This window comes from Mitsuaria sp. CC2 (genome assembly GCF_048957715.1).
In the GTDB taxonomy this organism is placed as follows: domain Bacteria; phylum Pseudomonadota; class Gammaproteobacteria; order Burkholderiales; family Burkholderiaceae_C; genus Roseateles.
The window spans coordinates 328,988-343,821 of the sequence record NZ_JARVXN010000013.1 but is presented as its reverse complement, the minus strand read 5'-3'; the positions used below and the strand labels follow the sequence as shown (position 1 = coordinate 343,821).

The window sequence follows — 14,834 nt, the reverse complement described above, 5'->3', positions numbered from 1 at the left end:
CTGGGTTTCGGCCTATCTGAGCTATTGCTTTCCAAGGGATAACCCGTGGCTATTTCACGTTGACGTGAAGTAATGAGTCGCGCATCGCCCGAGAGGAGGACAGCGCTACCACCCGCGCATGGCTACCGACCGGACGGTCGATTACCGCCCGCCGCCTCCGCATGCCTCGACGCGACCTGACCTGACCCGACCTGACCCCTCGGAATTCACTCCGCCGAAATGCCGCGGCTGCGGATCAGGGCGTGCCATTTCTGCGTATCGGTCTGGATGACACGGGCCAGCGTCGCGGCGTCGCCCGGGATGACTTCCAGACCGAAATCCTCCAGCTTCACTTTCAGGTCCGGCTGCGCCAGCGTCTTGCCGAGCTCCGAGCCCAGGCGCGCGACGATCGGCTCGGGCGTGCCCTTCGGGACGAACAGACCTTGCCAGGCGCTGAGCTCGACGCCGGTCACGCCGGTCTCGTCGATGCTGGGCACGTCGGGCAGCGCGGCGATGCGCCTGGGGGAGAACACCGCCAGCGCCTTCAGCTTGCCGGCGCGCAGGTGCGGCAGCGCGGCGGCGGTGTCGAGGATGCCCATCGGCACCACGCCGCCGATCAGGTCCTGCGTCGAGAACGCCGTGCCGCGATAGGGCACGTGGACGATGTAGCTGCTGGTGCGGTCCTTGAGCAGCTCCATCGCCAGATGATGCGGGCTGCCGACACCGGGCGAGGCGTAGCTGTACTTTCCCGGCCGGGCCTTGATGGTGTCCAGCCACTGCCTGGCCGAGCTGAACCCGGCATTGGGATTGACCACCAGCAGCAGCGGGAAGCGCGCCATGGAGCCGACCGGCGCGAAGTCCGTCGCCGAGTAGGGCAGCTTCTTGTAGAGCGCGCTGTTGAACACCATCGCACCGATGTCCCCGGTGAGGAGGGTGTAGCCGTCCGGCGGCGACTTGGCGGCGTTGTCGGTGCCGATGATGGCGGCGGCGCCGGGTTTGTTGTCGATGACCAGCGTCTGTCCGAGCGCCCTGCCGAGCACCGGCGCGATCTGGCGCGCCAGGAAGTCCGAGCCGCCGCCGGCGGGGTAGGCGACGACCCATCGGATCGGCTTGGACGGCCAGGTGTCCGCATGAGCGGTCGCCGGCCAGCCCAGGGCGCCGGCGGTGGCGCCGAGGGCGCCCGTGATCACGAGGGAACGGCGCGAGGCGTCGTGCGGGCGGACAGGCATGGATGAGGTCTCCGGGTTGGCGTGCCGACCATCCTAGCCAGCGCCCGGGACCTCCTCTTCCGGAACAACCCGCTCAGCGCCCGTCGACCATCGCCGCGCCCGCCGCGCTCGCCGCGCCGACGACGGATCCCGCCGCCGGCGGGGCCATCTCGAGCAGCGCGACCCGCCTGCCCATGTCGTCGCGCTCGTCCTCGTTGCGGAACGACACCTGCATCACGTAGAGCGTGTCGCGCGCCGCGCCCTGGCATTGCAGCGCGCGCACGGCCCGGCGCAGGGCGGTGCGGTAGGCCAGGGGACCGCGGTCCTGCACGTCGCTCACGACGTTGCCGTTCAGGCGGAAGCTGACCGTGGACAGCCCTTCCTTGCCTTCGATGGCCTGGACCCGTGCCAGCCGGTCATCGAGCGCCTTGTCCACGCCCGGGCAGGTGGCGCGCACGTCGGTACGCGGGATCTCGCCGGGACGGCGGCCGGAGATCTCCACGCGCTGCAGGTCGTCGGGCGCGGCCTGGGCGGAACCGATGAACAGGACGGAGAAGACGGCACCGGCGGCGAGGCCGGCGGCGGCGCGGAGGAGATTGGTGCGGACGAGGCGGGTGGTCTGACGGGCGGTGCGGGTGGTGGTGTGCATGTCGTGCTCCTGTGGGCTGAGGAACCGTCGCGGCCCGCGTCACGGTGGCGGAACGATCGGTCTTTTTTCAGCGTAGGCAGCCCGGGGTCGTCGACCAAGCGGTGCGCGACCAAGCGTCGAAGCCGGGGGGCGGAGCGCGGGAAATCTGCGACGAAACGCACGTCGCCGCGACGATCCGCGGATCGACTTTCCCCAGTATCCATCGGATCAAAAGTCATGCGTGACTTTCCGGCCGACGTCTCGCCGGACGCACATGACGGAGCCATGACAAGACCTGGCCCCAAGCGTGCGGCGCGAGGCCCATGACTTCCGCGCGCAGGTTCCGAAAGGCACGGGTCCCGAATGGCACGGGGCCTGCCGCGCCTCACGGCGGGCAGGCCCCGGAGGCCGCGGCCAACGGTCGCCGCGGCGGGTTCAACATATCACCAGACCTTGATCGGATCCGCCGCCACCATCGCGTCGCCGGTCTTGCAGTTGAAGGCCTTGGCGAACTCCGGCATGTTGGACATCGGCGCCAGCACGCGGTACTTGCCCGGCGAATGCGGGTCGGTGCGCAACTGGTTCAGCAGCGCCGCTTCGCGCGACTTGCTGCGCCAGACCATGGCGTTGGACAGGAAGAAGCGCTGCTCGGGGGTGAAGCCGTCGATCTTGTCCGGGGTCTTGTCCCGGGACTTGTCCTGGCCCGTGCGGCGCAGCGCGTTCTGCAGCGCGTCGAAGGCGATCGGCATGCCGGCCATGTCGGAGATGTTCTCGCCCAGCGTCAGGCGGCCGTTGATGTGAGTGCCCTTGACCGGCTCGTAGCTCTCGTAGAGCGCCACCACGCGGTCCGCGCGCGCCTTGTAGTTCTCGGCGTCGGAGGCGGTCCACCAGTCGTTGAGGCTGCCGATGCTGTCGAACTGCCGGCCGCGGTCGTCGAAGTGGTGGACGATCTCGTGCCCGATCACCATGCCGATGCCGCCGTAGTTGACGGCGTCGTCGGCCTTCGCGTCGAAGAACGGCGGCTGCAGGATGCCGGCGGGGAAGGTGATCTCGTTGAGGCCGCCGGCCTGCGCGTTCACGATGTACGGCGACATCGTCCAGCGCGTGCGGTCGCTCGGGCGGTCGAGGTCCTTGATCTGTTCGCCGTGGAACCAGGCCGCGGCGCGCAGCTGGTTGCCGGCGAAGTCCTTGGGATCCAGCGTCATGCCCTCGTATTTCGGCCAGGTCTCGGGCGCGCCGATCTTGGGCTGCATCGCCTCCAGCTTCTCCAGCGCCTTGACCTTGGTCTCGGGGTTCATCCACGCCAGGTTCTGGATGCGCGTCTTCATTGCGGCCTTGACGTCGCCGATCAGCAGCGTCGCGCGGCGTTGCGCCTCCGGCGAGAAGGCCTTGGAGACAAACAGCTCGCCCAGCGCCAGTCCCAGCGGACTGCCGCCGGTGCGGCCGCCGATCAGCTGGATGACTTCCTCGTTGCGCGGCATCGGCTGTTCAAGCCCGGAGATGGTCGCGCCGCGGTAGTCGAAGTCGGCGTCGGCGAAAGCCTTGGGCAGGCGCGCGGCGCTGTTCTCCAGCACCCGCACCCGCAGATAGGTCTGCCAGGTGGCGAGCGGGACGTCCTGCGCCAGCTTGCCGACGCGCGTCATGAAGTCCGGCTGCGCGACGATCAGCCGCTCGACCCCGCCGGGGCGCTGGTCGCTGCGGGTCAGCGCCTTCAGGTAGGCGTCCCAGCTCAGGCCCGGCGCCTTGGCGGCGAGTTCCGGCGCCGTCATCGGGTTGTAGACCTTCAGCGGGTCGCGCAGCTGCGCGCGCGGCGTCGTCGCCTCGGCCAGCTGCGACTCGAAGGCCATCAGGGCGTCGATCGTGGGTGGCGTGGCGTCGAAACCGGCCGACGACAGCAGGCGCTGCGCATACAGCCGATAGGCCGCGCGCAGCTTCTTGGCGATGTCGGTGTCCTTGAAGTAGTCGTCGCGATCGGGCAGGCCCAGGCCGGCCTGGCCCAGCGTCAGCACGTTCACGCGGGTGTTCTTGACGTCGGCGCGCACGGACGCGCTCACCGGCGCGGCGATGCCCACGCGGCCGAGCTGCGACAGCGCGAACGGCAGATCACCGGCCGATTTCATGGTCGCGACCCGGTCCAGCAGCGGCTTGATCGGCTTCAGGCCTTGCGCCTCGATGGCGGCGCGGTCCATGCCGCTGGCGTAGTACGCCGCGACCTGCTTCAGCCCCGTCGACTTCTGCAGCGCCGGCTTGGCCAGCAGTTCCGCCAGCGCCTCGCTCAGCAGCCGGTCATTGGCGACGCGCAGCGCGTCGAAGCTGCCGATGCGGGTGCGGTCGGCCGGCAGCTCGGTCCGGGCGACCCAGGGGCCGTTCACGTAGTCATAGAAGTCGGCGCAGGGTGGAACGTCGGGCGAGAAGCTGGCGACGTCCAGCGCGCGGGCCGGCGCGACGGCCAAGGCCAGGGTGGAGGCGGCCGCGGCGGCGATCAGGCGTAGAGGAAACATGGTTATTTGTCACCAATGTGTGGCGAAAACGACAAGCCTCACAGGCTAAACGAGCCCCTCCCGAGCCGCCATCCGAGGCGTCCCGCGCATGGCTTCCGGCACCCCGGGCACGCCGTTCGCGCGGGGGCGCAAACCGCGCGCAAACCTTACGAATCAGCGCGTTAGGCGTAAGAAAGGGGCGATTGGCGGACCAAATTGTGCGTTTAGACACAAAAAGGTTATAGGGGTATTCCTTCCTGTTAACTGTTGCAGGTGGGGCGGTTGGCGCCCGACTGTCTTCCTACACTGCATCGCACGCCAATCGGATAGGCCGGTCGGCGTGCCCCACCAGAGGTGCCAACGCGCCAGGGCGTTCGGGGCTTTGCGGGCGTCGGTGAACCCGGCGCCGATCGAGAACTCTGGAGATGACAAGCATGTTGCGATTGAACAAGCTCAGCGTCGCGCTGGCTGTGGGTCTCGTCACGATGGGCGTCGCCCAGGCGGGCGTGTCGTCCGTGGACATCGACAAGGCCCCGCGGCAACTGAGCGAACAGACCGATCGTCTGATCGTGAAATACAAGGACGGCAGCACGGTGGTGCAAGGGCGCCTGGGCGTCGCGATCCAGGCGCAATCGGTGGCGAGCGACGCGATCGGCGCCCGTACCGAGCGCCTGCAGCAGTTGGCCGCCCCGCTGGGCGCGCGCCTCTCGCTGGTGCGCCAGATGGGCACCGGCGCGCATGTGTTCCGGCTGGACCGCCGGATGAGCCTGCAGGAACTGCGGGAACTGGGCGACCGGATCAAGGCGCAGGACGCCAACGTCGAGTACGTCGAGCCCGACCGCAAGATGCACGCGCTGATGGTGCCCAACGACAGCAGCTACGGCCAGCAGTGGGACCTGTCCGAGACGGCGGGCGGCATCCGCGCGCCGCAGGCCTGGGACCAGGCGACCGGCACCGGCGTGGTGGTGGCGGTGATCGACACCGGCTACCGGCCGCATGCGGACCTGTCGGGCCAGATCGTCGCCGGCTACGACATGATCGTGGACACCACGGTCTCGGTGGACGGCAACGGCCGGGACAGCGACCCGAGCGATCCCGGCGACTTCAACGCCGCCAACGAATGCCAGGCCGGCGACCCGGCCGCCACCTCCAGCTGGCACGGCACGCACGTGGCCGGCACGATCGCGGCCAAGACCAACAACAACCTGGGCGTGGCGGGCATCGCCTTCAACGCCAAGGTCCAGCCGATCCGCGTGCTGGGCAAGTGCGGCGGCTACACCTCCGACATCGCCGACGGCATGACCTGGGCGTCGGGCGGTTCCGTGTCGGGTCTGCCGACCAACGCGACGCCGGCCAAGGTGCTGAACCTGTCGCTGGGCGGCGGCGGCGCCTGCGACACCACGACGCAGACGGCGATCAACGGCGCGCGATCGCGCGGCGCCAGCGTCATCGTCGCGGCCGGCAACGAGAACCAGAACGCCTCCAACTCGAGCCCCGCGAACTGCTCGGGCGTGGTGGTGGTCGCGGCGACCGACCGCAACGGGTCGCGGGCGTACTACTCGAACTACGGGTCCATCGTGACGCTGGCCGCGCCGGGCGGCGACGTGCGCTCCAGCGCCAGCAACGGCATCCTGTCAACGCTGAACAGCGGCACCAGCACCCCGGGCAACGACAGCTACGCCTATTACCAGGGGACGTCGATGGCCACGCCGCATGTGGCGGGCGTCGCGGCGCTGATGTACAGCGCCAAGCCGACGGCCACGCCGGACGAGATCACCGCCGCCCTCAAGAGCAGCGCCCGGGCCTTCCCCGGCACTTGCAGCCAGTGCGGCTCCGGGATCCTGGATGCCAACGCCGCGATCACGGCGATCAAGGGCGGCGGCGGTGGCGGCGGCACGATTCCGGAAGTCGAGCCCAACAACAGCCGCACGGCGCCGCAGACGATCGCTGCGCCGGTCCAGGTGGCGGGCAACCTGTCCTCGTCCGACACCAACGACTACTTCAAGATCACGCTGCCCGCGGGCAAGACGCTGAGCGCGACCTTGACGCCGGCGGCGGGCAAGGACTTCGACCTGTACCTGCAGAACAGCAGCGGCACGCAGCTGAAGGCCAGCGAGAACGGCGCCGGCGCCGTCGACAGCTTCACGTACAAGAACACCGGATCGTCGTCGATCGTCGTGTACGTGCGGGCGCTTTACTACTCCGGCGGCAGCGGTACGTACACGCTGAACCTGGGCTGGTGATGCGACCGGAAGGACTTGCCACTCTCCTCGTTTGGTAAGCCGGGTGCCTCGGGCCCGAACGGGGCTCCCGTTGAATCCCGCCAGTGAAAGCTGGCGGGATTTTTTTTGCTCGCCCCGGCGAAAGCGCGGCGGGCCTCGTCGCCCGGAGCGGACCGCTACACTGCTCCCTCGTTTTCCCAACGCGTTCCTCGCGCGGTTTCATGGCCGGTCTCGCCCCCAATTCGCCGCTCCCCACCGACATCGTCGTGCACCAGCAGTCCAAGGTGCTGGAGCTCGCCTTCACCGACGGCGCGCGGTTCCGCATCCCGTTCGAGCTGATGCGCGTGCGCAGCCCGTCGGCGGAGGTGCAGGGCCACGGCCCCGGCCAGGAGACGCTGCAGACCGGCAAGCGCGACGTGACCGTCGTGGCGGTCGAGCAGGTCGGCCACTATGCGCTGAAGCCGACCTTCTCCGACGGTCACGAGAGCGGCCTGTTCACCTGGGCCTATCTGTACGAGCTGGGCCGGGACCAGGACGCGCTGATGCGCGATTACGAAGCGAGGCTCGCCGCCGCGGGCCTGGACCGCGACGCGCCCATGTCGACGAAGACCGCGGGCGGCCACGCGCACGGCGGCGGCAGCTGCGGCAGCCATTGAATCGCCCTCGCTCGGACATCGCCCCCGACGTTCCCCCATTCAGCAGGACCCCCCCATGAGCTCCACCCACTTCGGCTTCGAATCCGTCGACGAAACCGCCAAGGCCAAGCGCGTGCGCGGCGTGTTCGATTCGGTCGCGTCGCGCTACGACGTCATGAACGACCTGATGTCGATGGGGATGCACCGCGCCTGGAAGCTGTACACGCTGGCCGTGGCCAACCTCAAGCCGGGCGACCGCGTGCTGGACATCGCCGGCGGCACCGGCGACATGGCGCGGCTGTTCGCGAAGAAGGTCGGCGAGCGCGGCATGGTCGTGCACACCGACATCAACGAGGCGATGTTGCGCACCGGCCGCGAGCGGCTGATCGACGAGGGCATGGTCCTGCCGACCAACCTCTGCGACGCCGAGGCGCTGCCCTACAAGGACGGCTCCTTCGACCTGGTGTGCGTGGCCTTCGGCCTGCGCAACATGACGCACAAGGACCAGGCGCTGGCCGAGATGAACCGCGTGCTGCGCCCGGGCGGCCGGCTGCTGGTGCTGGAGTTCTCGCAGGTCGCCGAGCCGCTGCGCAAGCCCTACGACTGGTACTCCTTCAAGGTGCTGCCGCGCATCGGGTCGTTGATCGCCGGCGACGCGGACAGCTACCGCTATCTGGCCGAGTCCATCCGCATGCACCCGCCGCAGGCCGAGCTCAAGGCCATGATGAAGACGGCGGGGTTCGGCCATGTGGACGTGCACAACCTGACCGGCGGCGTCGTGGCGCTGCACGCCGGCATCAAGTGCTGAGCTGACATCTTCCAGCTTCTTACCGGATCCAAATGGACAAGGGCCCTTCGCGGGCCCTTGCTGCGTTCTGGCGCCCCCCTCGCGGGGAGGCGGGCGGCGCGGAGGGAAGCGGAGGCGTCAGCAGGGCGCCTTCCACTCCTTCAGTTCGGTGGCCAGGATCGGATGCCCGTCCTTTTCGGCGCGGCGCGCGAGCTCGTCGACGTTGCCTTCCGTGACGAACTCATGGCCGACGCCCTTCACGAGCTGGCCGTAGACGCTGTCGAGATCATCGGCGTCGATGTCGGCATCGGAGGTCGGGAACGGCGGCGTATCGGGCGGCAGTGTCGGCAGCTGCTGCGAGGAACGGGAAGGGGAATGGGCCATCGGAGTGCTCCTTGAGTCGATGTGGAATCGATGAATCGAGGGGAGGTCGAACGGAATGGCGAGGCCGCCGTCATTTCGGGCGCACGGCCTTGCGATTGGAAGGGGGCAGGTTTCCCTCCCGCAACTGCTTGACCGCGTCGCCGACGAGGTCGGCGACCTGGCGTACTTCGTTCTGCACGGCCTCGTCGCGGTCAAGCGCCTCGTGGCTGTTGAAGTAGGGCTCGAAGTAGCCGATGTAGCGGTCGAGCTGCGAGAGATTGCCCGCATCGATCAGCCCCATCCAATCCAGCCAGTCGCCGAGGTTGCGGCGCTGCGCTTCCACGCCGGCGACGTCGCCGTGCACCACCAGGCCGTAGGTGCGACCTTCGAGGTGCTTGGGATAGTCCCAGCCCTTCTCCTCGATGGCCTTGGCTTCCTCGGCCTTCTTGCCGTGGGTGGAGGTCGGATCCGGGTTGCCGCCGTCGGCGCAGACGAGCCGGTCGATCATGAGCTTCAGCGCGCTCGGCGACTGGTACCAGTAGGTGGGGGTCAGCAGGATCACGCCGTGCGCCGAGACCCAGCGCTCGTAGATCTCGTTCATCCAGTCGCTGGACTGGTCGAGCGCATGGTTCGGATAGCAGCTGCAGGGCCAATGGCAGAGCGGCATCGCGGTCGACACGCAGCCCTTGCAGGGATGGATCTGGCGACCGTATTCCGAGGTGATCAGGCTCAGGTCGAGCACGTCGACGATCACGTCATGGCGGGTGAGCTGTTCCTTGGCGATCTGCGTCAGGCGCCAGGTCTTGGACATCTCGCCGGGGCAGGTGCCGTCGTTGCGGTCGCTGCCGCAGACCAGCAGCACGCGTGAGCGGGTGGCGGGATCGCTCCAGCGCTGCTGGGCCCTCTTGAGCCGTTGATGCGTGTCCAGCCATTCGACGGCGGTTTCGTAGGACGGATCCTTGAACCCGTTGCCCGCCGGACGGGTGATCGGCGCCTTTCGGCCTTCCTTCATCGCCTCGAAGGCGATGGTTTCCAGGCGGGCGATGGCCTCGTGCTCCGCGCGGTAGGCGGGGTCCTGGAAGCGGCGCATGAAGCGCTCGTGGAACTGCTCGCGGGTCAGCTCCGCAGGCTGCTGGCCCTTGCGGATCACGGTCATCGGCGGTCTTTCGGGTGGCGGTGGGGACAGTATTCGGGGGAGTACCTGCGCGTGCCGTCGGACGGAGGAGTCTTGTGAAGCGGGCCGTGTCCTACGCAACCCTCTCCGTCAAGGCGACCTGACGCCTCGCACGAACGATGTGCCACGTCGGTGCGGGATGCACCCGACGCGGCGTGACCGCTTCAAACCCGCACCCCCTTCGTGCAACCGCCCCCCTCAAACGCGGGGTGAGGCATTCCCGTCTCCGGGCTTCCCCGCAACCTGCTTGTCACGAAGCGAACCTACGCTCCGCCCGTTCACTTTTCGATGCAAGTCAAGCGCAGTTCTTCACACATTTGCTGACAAATTTTTCCCGAAAACGTTTGCGCAAACAATTTGACAGCGTCATCCCTCACGGAGCCACCACCATGAAATTCCAACCGCTCGTCCTGGCGCTCGGCGCCTTCCTGGCCCTCGGCGGCCTGAACGCCCACGCCGACACCGTCGCCCAGTGGGACTACAACAAGGGCAGCACCAAGCAGTCGTTCAGCATGAACGGCGCGTCGTTCACCACCCTCGGCGGCGTGACCACCACCTTCGTCAGCCAGACCGGTTCGTCCGACCCCGCGTCCGGGCAGGCCCTGAACACCGCCAACTACGGCGCCCAAGGCACCGGCAACATGACCCGCGGCGTCCAGTACGGCGTGGACACGACCGCCTACGAAAACCTCGTCCTGAGCTTCGATCAGCGCAACAGCGCCACGGCCTCCGCCTGGACCACGCTGCTCTACACGATCGACGGCGAGAACTGGACCCAGGCCACCACCTTCAAGATGGCCACCGACAGCACCTTCGTCAAGGGCCTGAGCTTCGACTTCTCGTCGATCGTGGGTGTCGCCAACAACGCCGACTTCGCCTTCCAGCTGGTCAGCATGTTCGCGCCCGGCACCAGCAGCTACCTGGCCACCGGCAGCAGCAGCAACTACGGCTCGGCCGGCACCATCCGCTACGACATGGTCACCCTCTCGGGCACCGAGATCATCGCCGCCGCCGTGCCGGAACCCGAGACCTACGCGCTGATGCTGGCGGGCCTCGGCGCGATGGCCCTGGTCCTGCGCCGCCGTCAGCGTCAGGCCTGATCGCCAACGATCGCCGATCGACCGCCGACCGATCCCCCACGTTCGAGCATCGGGTCTCCCAGGCGCCCAACGCGGCGCCTGCCGCCCCCGATTCCTTCCGATCCAACGGCGCGCCCGCCGCGCCCAGCGAGGTTCTCATGAGCCGAATCCCTCCCTCCCTGCTGCTGTCCGGCCGCGCCGTGCTGCGCGTCACCACCTTCGCGGCCGTGGCCGTCGTGCTGACCGCCTGCGGCGGCGGCCTCAACGGCGAGAAGTCGCAGACGCAACAACAGGCCGCCACGCCTGACGACCGCGCCAGCGCCCTGGTCGCCGATCCCGCAGCCAAGTACCCGGACCACCACGAGTTCGACGCCGCGCTCGACGTGCCCTTCACCGGCGCCGAAGCCACCGGTGCGCGCGACTTCGCTGTCCACCTCGACTACGTTGGCGCGCCCGCCGGCACGCTGCTGGCCTACCGCGTCGAGCTGCGCTCGCCCACCGGCGCCGTGATCAAGCACTGGACCGGCGTCGAGAAGTACGCCGGCGACGTCAAGAGCGTTGCGCTGAACTGGGCCGGCCGCGGCAACGCGAGCCTGCCGGACGGCATCTACACCGCGACGCTGACGGCGCTCAGCGCCAAGGCGGAGACCGAGCTCAAGACCTCCGGCGCCGACGCGCAGTTCGCTGAACTCCTCGCCGCCCAGCAGGCTGGCGAAGGCGGCCACGCCGTCGAGCAGAGCTGGAACTTCGCCCTCGGCAAGCCGGCCAAGATCGCGATGGGCACGCTGCGTCCGCTGGCCGCGGGCGCCTCGGGCGAAGCCGACCAGCGCGTGCGCGCGCAGTCGGCGGCGGTGGGCGCGGGCGCCTGGCCCTACACCGTTTACTACGGCAGCTTCCACGGCCAGACCAACGACTCCGACGGCGGCGGCGCGATCGGCAGCTGCAGCTCGTCGCAGCCGGCGCAGACCGGCGCCTTCGGCCCGGATGCCGCCTTCCCGTATGCGAAGAACGCGGGCCTGGACATCTTCGCCAACACCGACCACAACCACTACTACGACGGCTCGTCCAGCACCAACGCCAGCGGCAGCGCCACGGCGGCCAAGGCGCGCTATCAGCGCGGCCTGCAGATCGCGGCCGACTACAGCGCGGCCAACGCCGGCTTCCTCGCCATGTACGGCATGGAGTGGGGTGTCATCAGCAACGGTGGCCACCTGAACATCTTCAACAGCAACGAGCTGTTCTCGTGGGAGTACAACCAGCAGAACGAACTCTTCGGCGACCGCTTCATCGCCAAGAGCGACTACGCGACGCTGTACTCGGTGATGCGCGCCCAGGGCCTGATCGGCCAGTTCAACCATCCGGACTCGAGCGGCCAGTTCATCATCAACGGCACCGACATGGCCTACAGCGCCGACGGCGACGAGGTGATGGTGATGTCCGAGGTGATGAACACCTCCGCGTTCTCGTCCAACACGACGGAGAGCGAGACCTCGCGCAGTTCGTACGAGGGCTCGTGGAAGAAGCTGCTGGAGCGCGGCTTCCACGTCGCGCCGGCGACCAACCAGGACAACCACTGCGCCAACTGGGGCAAGTCCTACACCAACCGCACCGCGGTGCTGATCCCGACGGGCACGCCGCTGAGCAAGGCCGCGCTGGTCGACGCGCTCAAGGCGCGCCGCGTCTTCGCGACGCTGGACAAGAACTCGCAGCTGATCTTCAGCGCCAACGGCAAGATCATGGGCGAGCGCTTCGACAACGCCGGCGCGCTGTCGCTCAACGTCGGGTTCTACAACCCGAACGGCCGCACGGTGGTGCAGACCGAGATCTGGGAAGGCGTCCCGGGTCGCAATGGCACGGTCACGCTGCTGACCAGCAACCCGACCGCCACCGTCACGCCGGCCAACGGCAAGCACTTCTACTACGCCAAGGTCACGCAGGACGACGGCAAGGTGCTGTGGTCCGCGCCGATCTGGGTCAACCAGGGCGTCAGCGGCGGCGACACCACGCCGCCGTCGGTGACGGCCGCGGTGAACGGCACGACCGGCACGATCACGTTCTCCGCCACCGCCAGCGACAACGTCGGCGTGACGCAGGTCGAGTTCTGGCTGGACGGCGCGCTGCGCGACATCGACACGACCGCGCCGTACTCGATCGCGGTCAACTCGGCGCAACTGGCCAACGGCACGCACAGCCTGGTCGCCAAGGCCTACGACGCGGCCGGCAACACGACGACGTCGGCGCCGGTCAGCTTCACCGTGACCAACGTGGTCGACACGGCCGATGAGGTCGAGCCGAACAACGCGATCTCGACCGCCAACGCCGTCGGCTCCCGCAACCAGCTGACCGGCTTCATCAGCACGGCCAACGACGTCGATTACTACAAGGTCGCACTGGCCGCGAACCAGCGCCTGCGCGTCGACATGGCCGGCCCCACCGAGTCCAGCATCGACTACGACCTGTATGTGGTGAAGTCCACCGGCGCCGGCCTGGCCCGGTCGGAAGCCGTCGGCAGCAGCGAGTCGCTGACCTATCAGAACGGCGCGACCGCGCAGACGGTCTACATCAAGGTGATGTCGTACGCAGGGTCGAGCACGACCTCGAACTACAAGCTGACCGTCAGCTATCCGTGATGCAGGAACACGGCCGCTGAGGAGCGGCCAGGAGGAGGAACTGGCGCGCTCTTGCTCCCTCTCCCGCTTGCGGGAGAGGGCAGGGGTGAGGGCCAGCAGCCGACGAAGTCAGAGAAAGGCGGTCCCGCGAAGGACCGCCTTTTTTTTCGTCAGCGCGCGGCGTGCGCCGCGGCATTGGCCTGTTGTTCGGACGATTCCCAACCGCCGCCCAGCGCAAGGAACAGCTGCACCTGCTCGTCGATCAGCGTGGCTTCGGAAGCGGCCAGCGCGGCGTCGTTCGCGGCGAGCGCGCGTTCGGCATCGAGCGCGTCCAGATAGGCGACCTTGCCGCCCTGATACAGCCTTCGCGCCTGCCCGGCGACGATCGCGGCCTCGTCGCGCGAGGCCTGCAGCGCCGCGCGGCGATCCAGCTCCCGCGCGTACTGGTTGAGGGCCGTCTCGGTCTCGCGCAGCGCGTTCAGCACGGTTCCGTCGAAGCGCGCCGCGGCCTGCCGCGTGCCGGCTTCGGCCTGCGCGATCCGCGCGTCGGCGACGCCGTTGTTCGGCAAGGTCCACGAGATCAGCGGCCCCAGGCTCCAGCTCAGCGTGTCGCTCTTGCCGAAGCCCGCGAGCGTGCCCGCCGAGCCGGCCGACAGGCCCAGGCTGATCTTCGGATACCGATCCGCGATGGCGACGCCGATCCGCGCAGTCGCGGCGTGCAACTCGCGCTCGGCCTGCCGGATGTCGGGGCGGCGGCGCAGCAGCGCCGCGCCGTCGCCGACCGGGATGGTGCCAGTGACCTGCGGCGCGACGTGGCACTCGGCCAGATCGCGCGGGAAGTCCTCCGGCAGCTCGCCGGTCAGCGTCGCGAGTCGATACAGCGCCGACTGCCGCTGCGCCACCAGCGGCGGCAGCGCCGCGCGCAACTGCTGAAGCTGGCTGCGGGCGCGCGCCGCGTCGATCTCGCCGACGCGGCCAGCGTGTTGCAGGCGCTCGGTGACATCGATGGCCTCGCGCTGCAGATCGACCGAGTGCTGCGCGGACGTCAGCCGCTGACCCGTCGCGCAGGCTTCCGCATACGCGCGCGCCGTGCCCGCCGCCACGTTCACCTTCACGAGATCGAGCGCGGCCGCCGCGGCCTCGGTGCTCGCGTGCGAGGACTCGATCGCCCGGCGGATCTGGCCGAACAGGTCGAGCTGGTACGACAGGCCCACGCCCGCGCTGTAGCGGTAGGTGTCCGGCGGCACGTCGTCCTTCTTCAGCATCGACAGACCCGACGGATGTCCGTAGCTCGGCCCGCCGTTGACGCTGACCGTCGGCTTCTCGCCGCCGGCGATTTCTGACGCCAGGGCCTGGACGCGTTCGAGGTTCGCGACGGCCTGGCGCAGGTCGGTGTTGTGCGCGAGCGCCTGCTCGATCAGTCCGTCCAGCTTGGGATCGTTGAACAGGCGCCACCAATGCGCGGGCAGCGGCGTGGCGTCGAAGGGCGGCGATGTGCCGGCAGTCTGCGCAGACGCTGCGGCGCGCTGCTGCTCAAGCCAGGGCGCAGACGCGCGCGGCTTCAGCACGACGGCCTCGACCGGTACCTGGTAATCCGGACCTTTGGGCGTCGTGGAGCAGGCGGCCAGCGTGGCCGCCGCGATCACCGCCAACAGGGGCTTCATCGCGCT

At 68.7% G+C, this 14,834-nt stretch carries 11 protein-coding genes; 5 read left to right on the top strand and 6 right to left on the bottom strand.

All coding sequences use genetic code 11. The features are described from left to right. Positions 1–206: 206 nt before the first annotated feature. The 3 genes from PV762_RS09240 to PV762_RS09230 all read right to left on the bottom strand — a co-directional run bounded on the left by PV762_RS09240 (position 207) and on the right by PV762_RS09230 (position 4,316). On the bottom strand, positions 207–1,208 hold the full coding sequence (locus PV762_RS09240; protein WP_421034728.1) for a Bug family tripartite tricarboxylate transporter substrate binding protein: 1,002 nt from the start codon (positions 1,206–1,208) through the stop codon (positions 207–209). 73 nt (positions 1,209–1,281) lie between these two features. Further along, the gene (locus PV762_RS09235) at positions 1,282–1,836 is read right to left on the bottom strand and encodes a hypothetical protein (protein WP_421034727.1); all 555 of its coding nucleotides are present in this window, start codon (positions 1,834–1,836) and stop codon (positions 1,282–1,284) included. A 422-nt stretch (positions 1,837–2,258) separates the two neighbouring features. Then, positions 2,259–4,316, bottom strand: coding sequence for a M13 family metallopeptidase (locus tag PV762_RS09230; RefSeq protein ID WP_421034726.1), 2,058 nt, complete (start codon positions 4,314–4,316; stop codon positions 2,259–2,261). A 413-nt stretch (positions 4,317–4,729) separates the two neighbouring features. Between PV762_RS09230 and PV762_RS09225 the strand changes: the two genes are divergently transcribed. From PV762_RS09225 to ubiE, 3 genes are all read left to right on the top strand, one after another. After that, positions 4,730–6,538 (top strand): S8 family peptidase, encoded by a 1,809-nt coding sequence (locus PV762_RS09225; protein ID WP_421034725.1) that lies wholly within the window; start codon positions 4,730–4,732, stop codon positions 6,536–6,538. A 200-nt stretch (positions 6,539–6,738) separates the two neighbouring features. Further along, a complete protein-coding gene (locus tag PV762_RS09220; RefSeq protein WP_421034724.1) occupies positions 6,739–7,173 on the top strand; it encodes a gamma-butyrobetaine hydroxylase-like domain-containing protein in 435 nt (144 codons plus the stop codon). Positions 7,174–7,228: 55 nt separating this feature from the next. Further along, complete coding sequence (gene ubiE, locus PV762_RS09215) at positions 7,229–7,960, top strand: bifunctional demethylmenaquinone methyltransferase/2-methoxy-6-polyprenyl-1,4-benzoquinol methylase UbiE (RefSeq protein ID WP_421034723.1); 732 nt, start codon at positions 7,229–7,231, stop codon at positions 7,958–7,960. Between the two features lie 117 nt (positions 7,961–8,077). On the opposite strand, the gene PV762_RS09210 is transcribed toward ubiE, so the two are convergent. Together PV762_RS09210 and PV762_RS09205 are read right to left on the bottom strand one after the other, a co-directional pair. After that, positions 8,078–8,323 carry a hypothetical protein gene (locus tag PV762_RS09210; protein WP_421034722.1) on the bottom strand — a complete coding sequence of 82 codons (246 nt, stop codon included), beginning with the start codon at positions 8,321–8,323 and terminating at the stop codon, positions 8,078–8,080. 70 nt (positions 8,324–8,393) lie between these two features. Beyond that, positions 8,394–9,458, bottom strand: a complete 1,065-nt coding sequence (locus PV762_RS09205) for a flavodoxin family protein (RefSeq protein ID WP_421034721.1) — start codon at positions 9,456–9,458, stop codon at positions 8,394–8,396. Between the two features lie 407 nt (positions 9,459–9,865). On the opposite strand from PV762_RS09205, the gene PV762_RS09200 reads away from it, so the two are divergent. Then, positions 9,866–10,576: a PEP-CTERM sorting domain-containing protein gene (locus PV762_RS09200; protein ID WP_421034720.1), complete on the top strand. Its 711-nt coding sequence runs from the start codon at positions 9,866–9,868 to the stop codon at positions 10,574–10,576. Between the two features lie 137 nt (positions 10,577–10,713). Beyond that, a complete protein-coding gene (locus tag PV762_RS09195; RefSeq protein WP_421034719.1) occupies positions 10,714–13,185 on the top strand; it encodes a CehA/McbA family metallohydrolase in 2,472 nt (823 codons plus the stop codon). Between the two features lie 149 nt (positions 13,186–13,334). On the opposite strand, the gene PV762_RS09190 is transcribed toward PV762_RS09195, so the two are convergent. Continuing rightward, positions 13,335–14,828 carry an efflux transporter outer membrane subunit gene (locus PV762_RS09190; RefSeq protein ID WP_421034718.1) on the bottom strand — a complete coding sequence of 498 codons (1,494 nt, stop codon included), beginning with the start codon at positions 14,826–14,828 and terminating at the stop codon, positions 13,335–13,337. Positions 14,829–14,834 lie beyond the last annotated feature (6 nt).

Coding starts and splice junctions, on each gene's coding strand:
- PV762_RS09230 (WP_421034726.1), bottom strand. CDS start 4,316: ATGTTTCCTCTACGCCTGATCGCCGCCGCGGCCGCCTCCACCCTGGCC.
- PV762_RS09220 (WP_421034724.1), top strand. CDS start 6,739: ATGGCCGGTCTCGCCCCCAATTCGCCGCTCCCCACCGACATCGTCGTG.
- PV762_RS09235 (WP_421034727.1), bottom strand. CDS start 1,836: ATGCACACCACCACCCGCACCGCCCGTCAGACCACCCGCCTCGTCCGC.
- PV762_RS09225 (WP_421034725.1), top strand. CDS start 4,730: ATGTTGCGATTGAACAAGCTCAGCGTCGCGCTGGCTGTGGGTCTCGTC.
- PV762_RS09205 (WP_421034721.1), bottom strand. CDS start 9,458: ATGACCGTGATCCGCAAGGGCCAGCAGCCTGCGGAGCTGACCCGCGAG.
- PV762_RS09210 (WP_421034722.1), bottom strand. CDS start 8,323: ATGGCCCATTCCCCTTCCCGTTCCTCGCAGCAGCTGCCGACACTGCCG.
- ubiE (WP_421034723.1), top strand. CDS start 7,229: ATGAGCTCCACCCACTTCGGCTTCGAATCCGTCGACGAAACCGCCAAG.
- PV762_RS09190 (WP_421034718.1), bottom strand. CDS start 14,828: ATGAAGCCCCTGTTGGCGGTGATCGCGGCGGCCACGCTGGCCGCCTGC.
- PV762_RS09240 (WP_421034728.1), bottom strand. CDS start 1,208: ATGCCTGTCCGCCCGCACGACGCCTCGCGCCGTTCCCTCGTGATCACG.
- PV762_RS09195 (WP_421034719.1), top strand. CDS start 10,714: ATGAGCCGAATCCCTCCCTCCCTGCTGCTGTCCGGCCGCGCCGTGCTG.
- PV762_RS09200 (WP_421034720.1), top strand. CDS start 9,866: ATGAAATTCCAACCGCTCGTCCTGGCGCTCGGCGCCTTCCTGGCCCTC.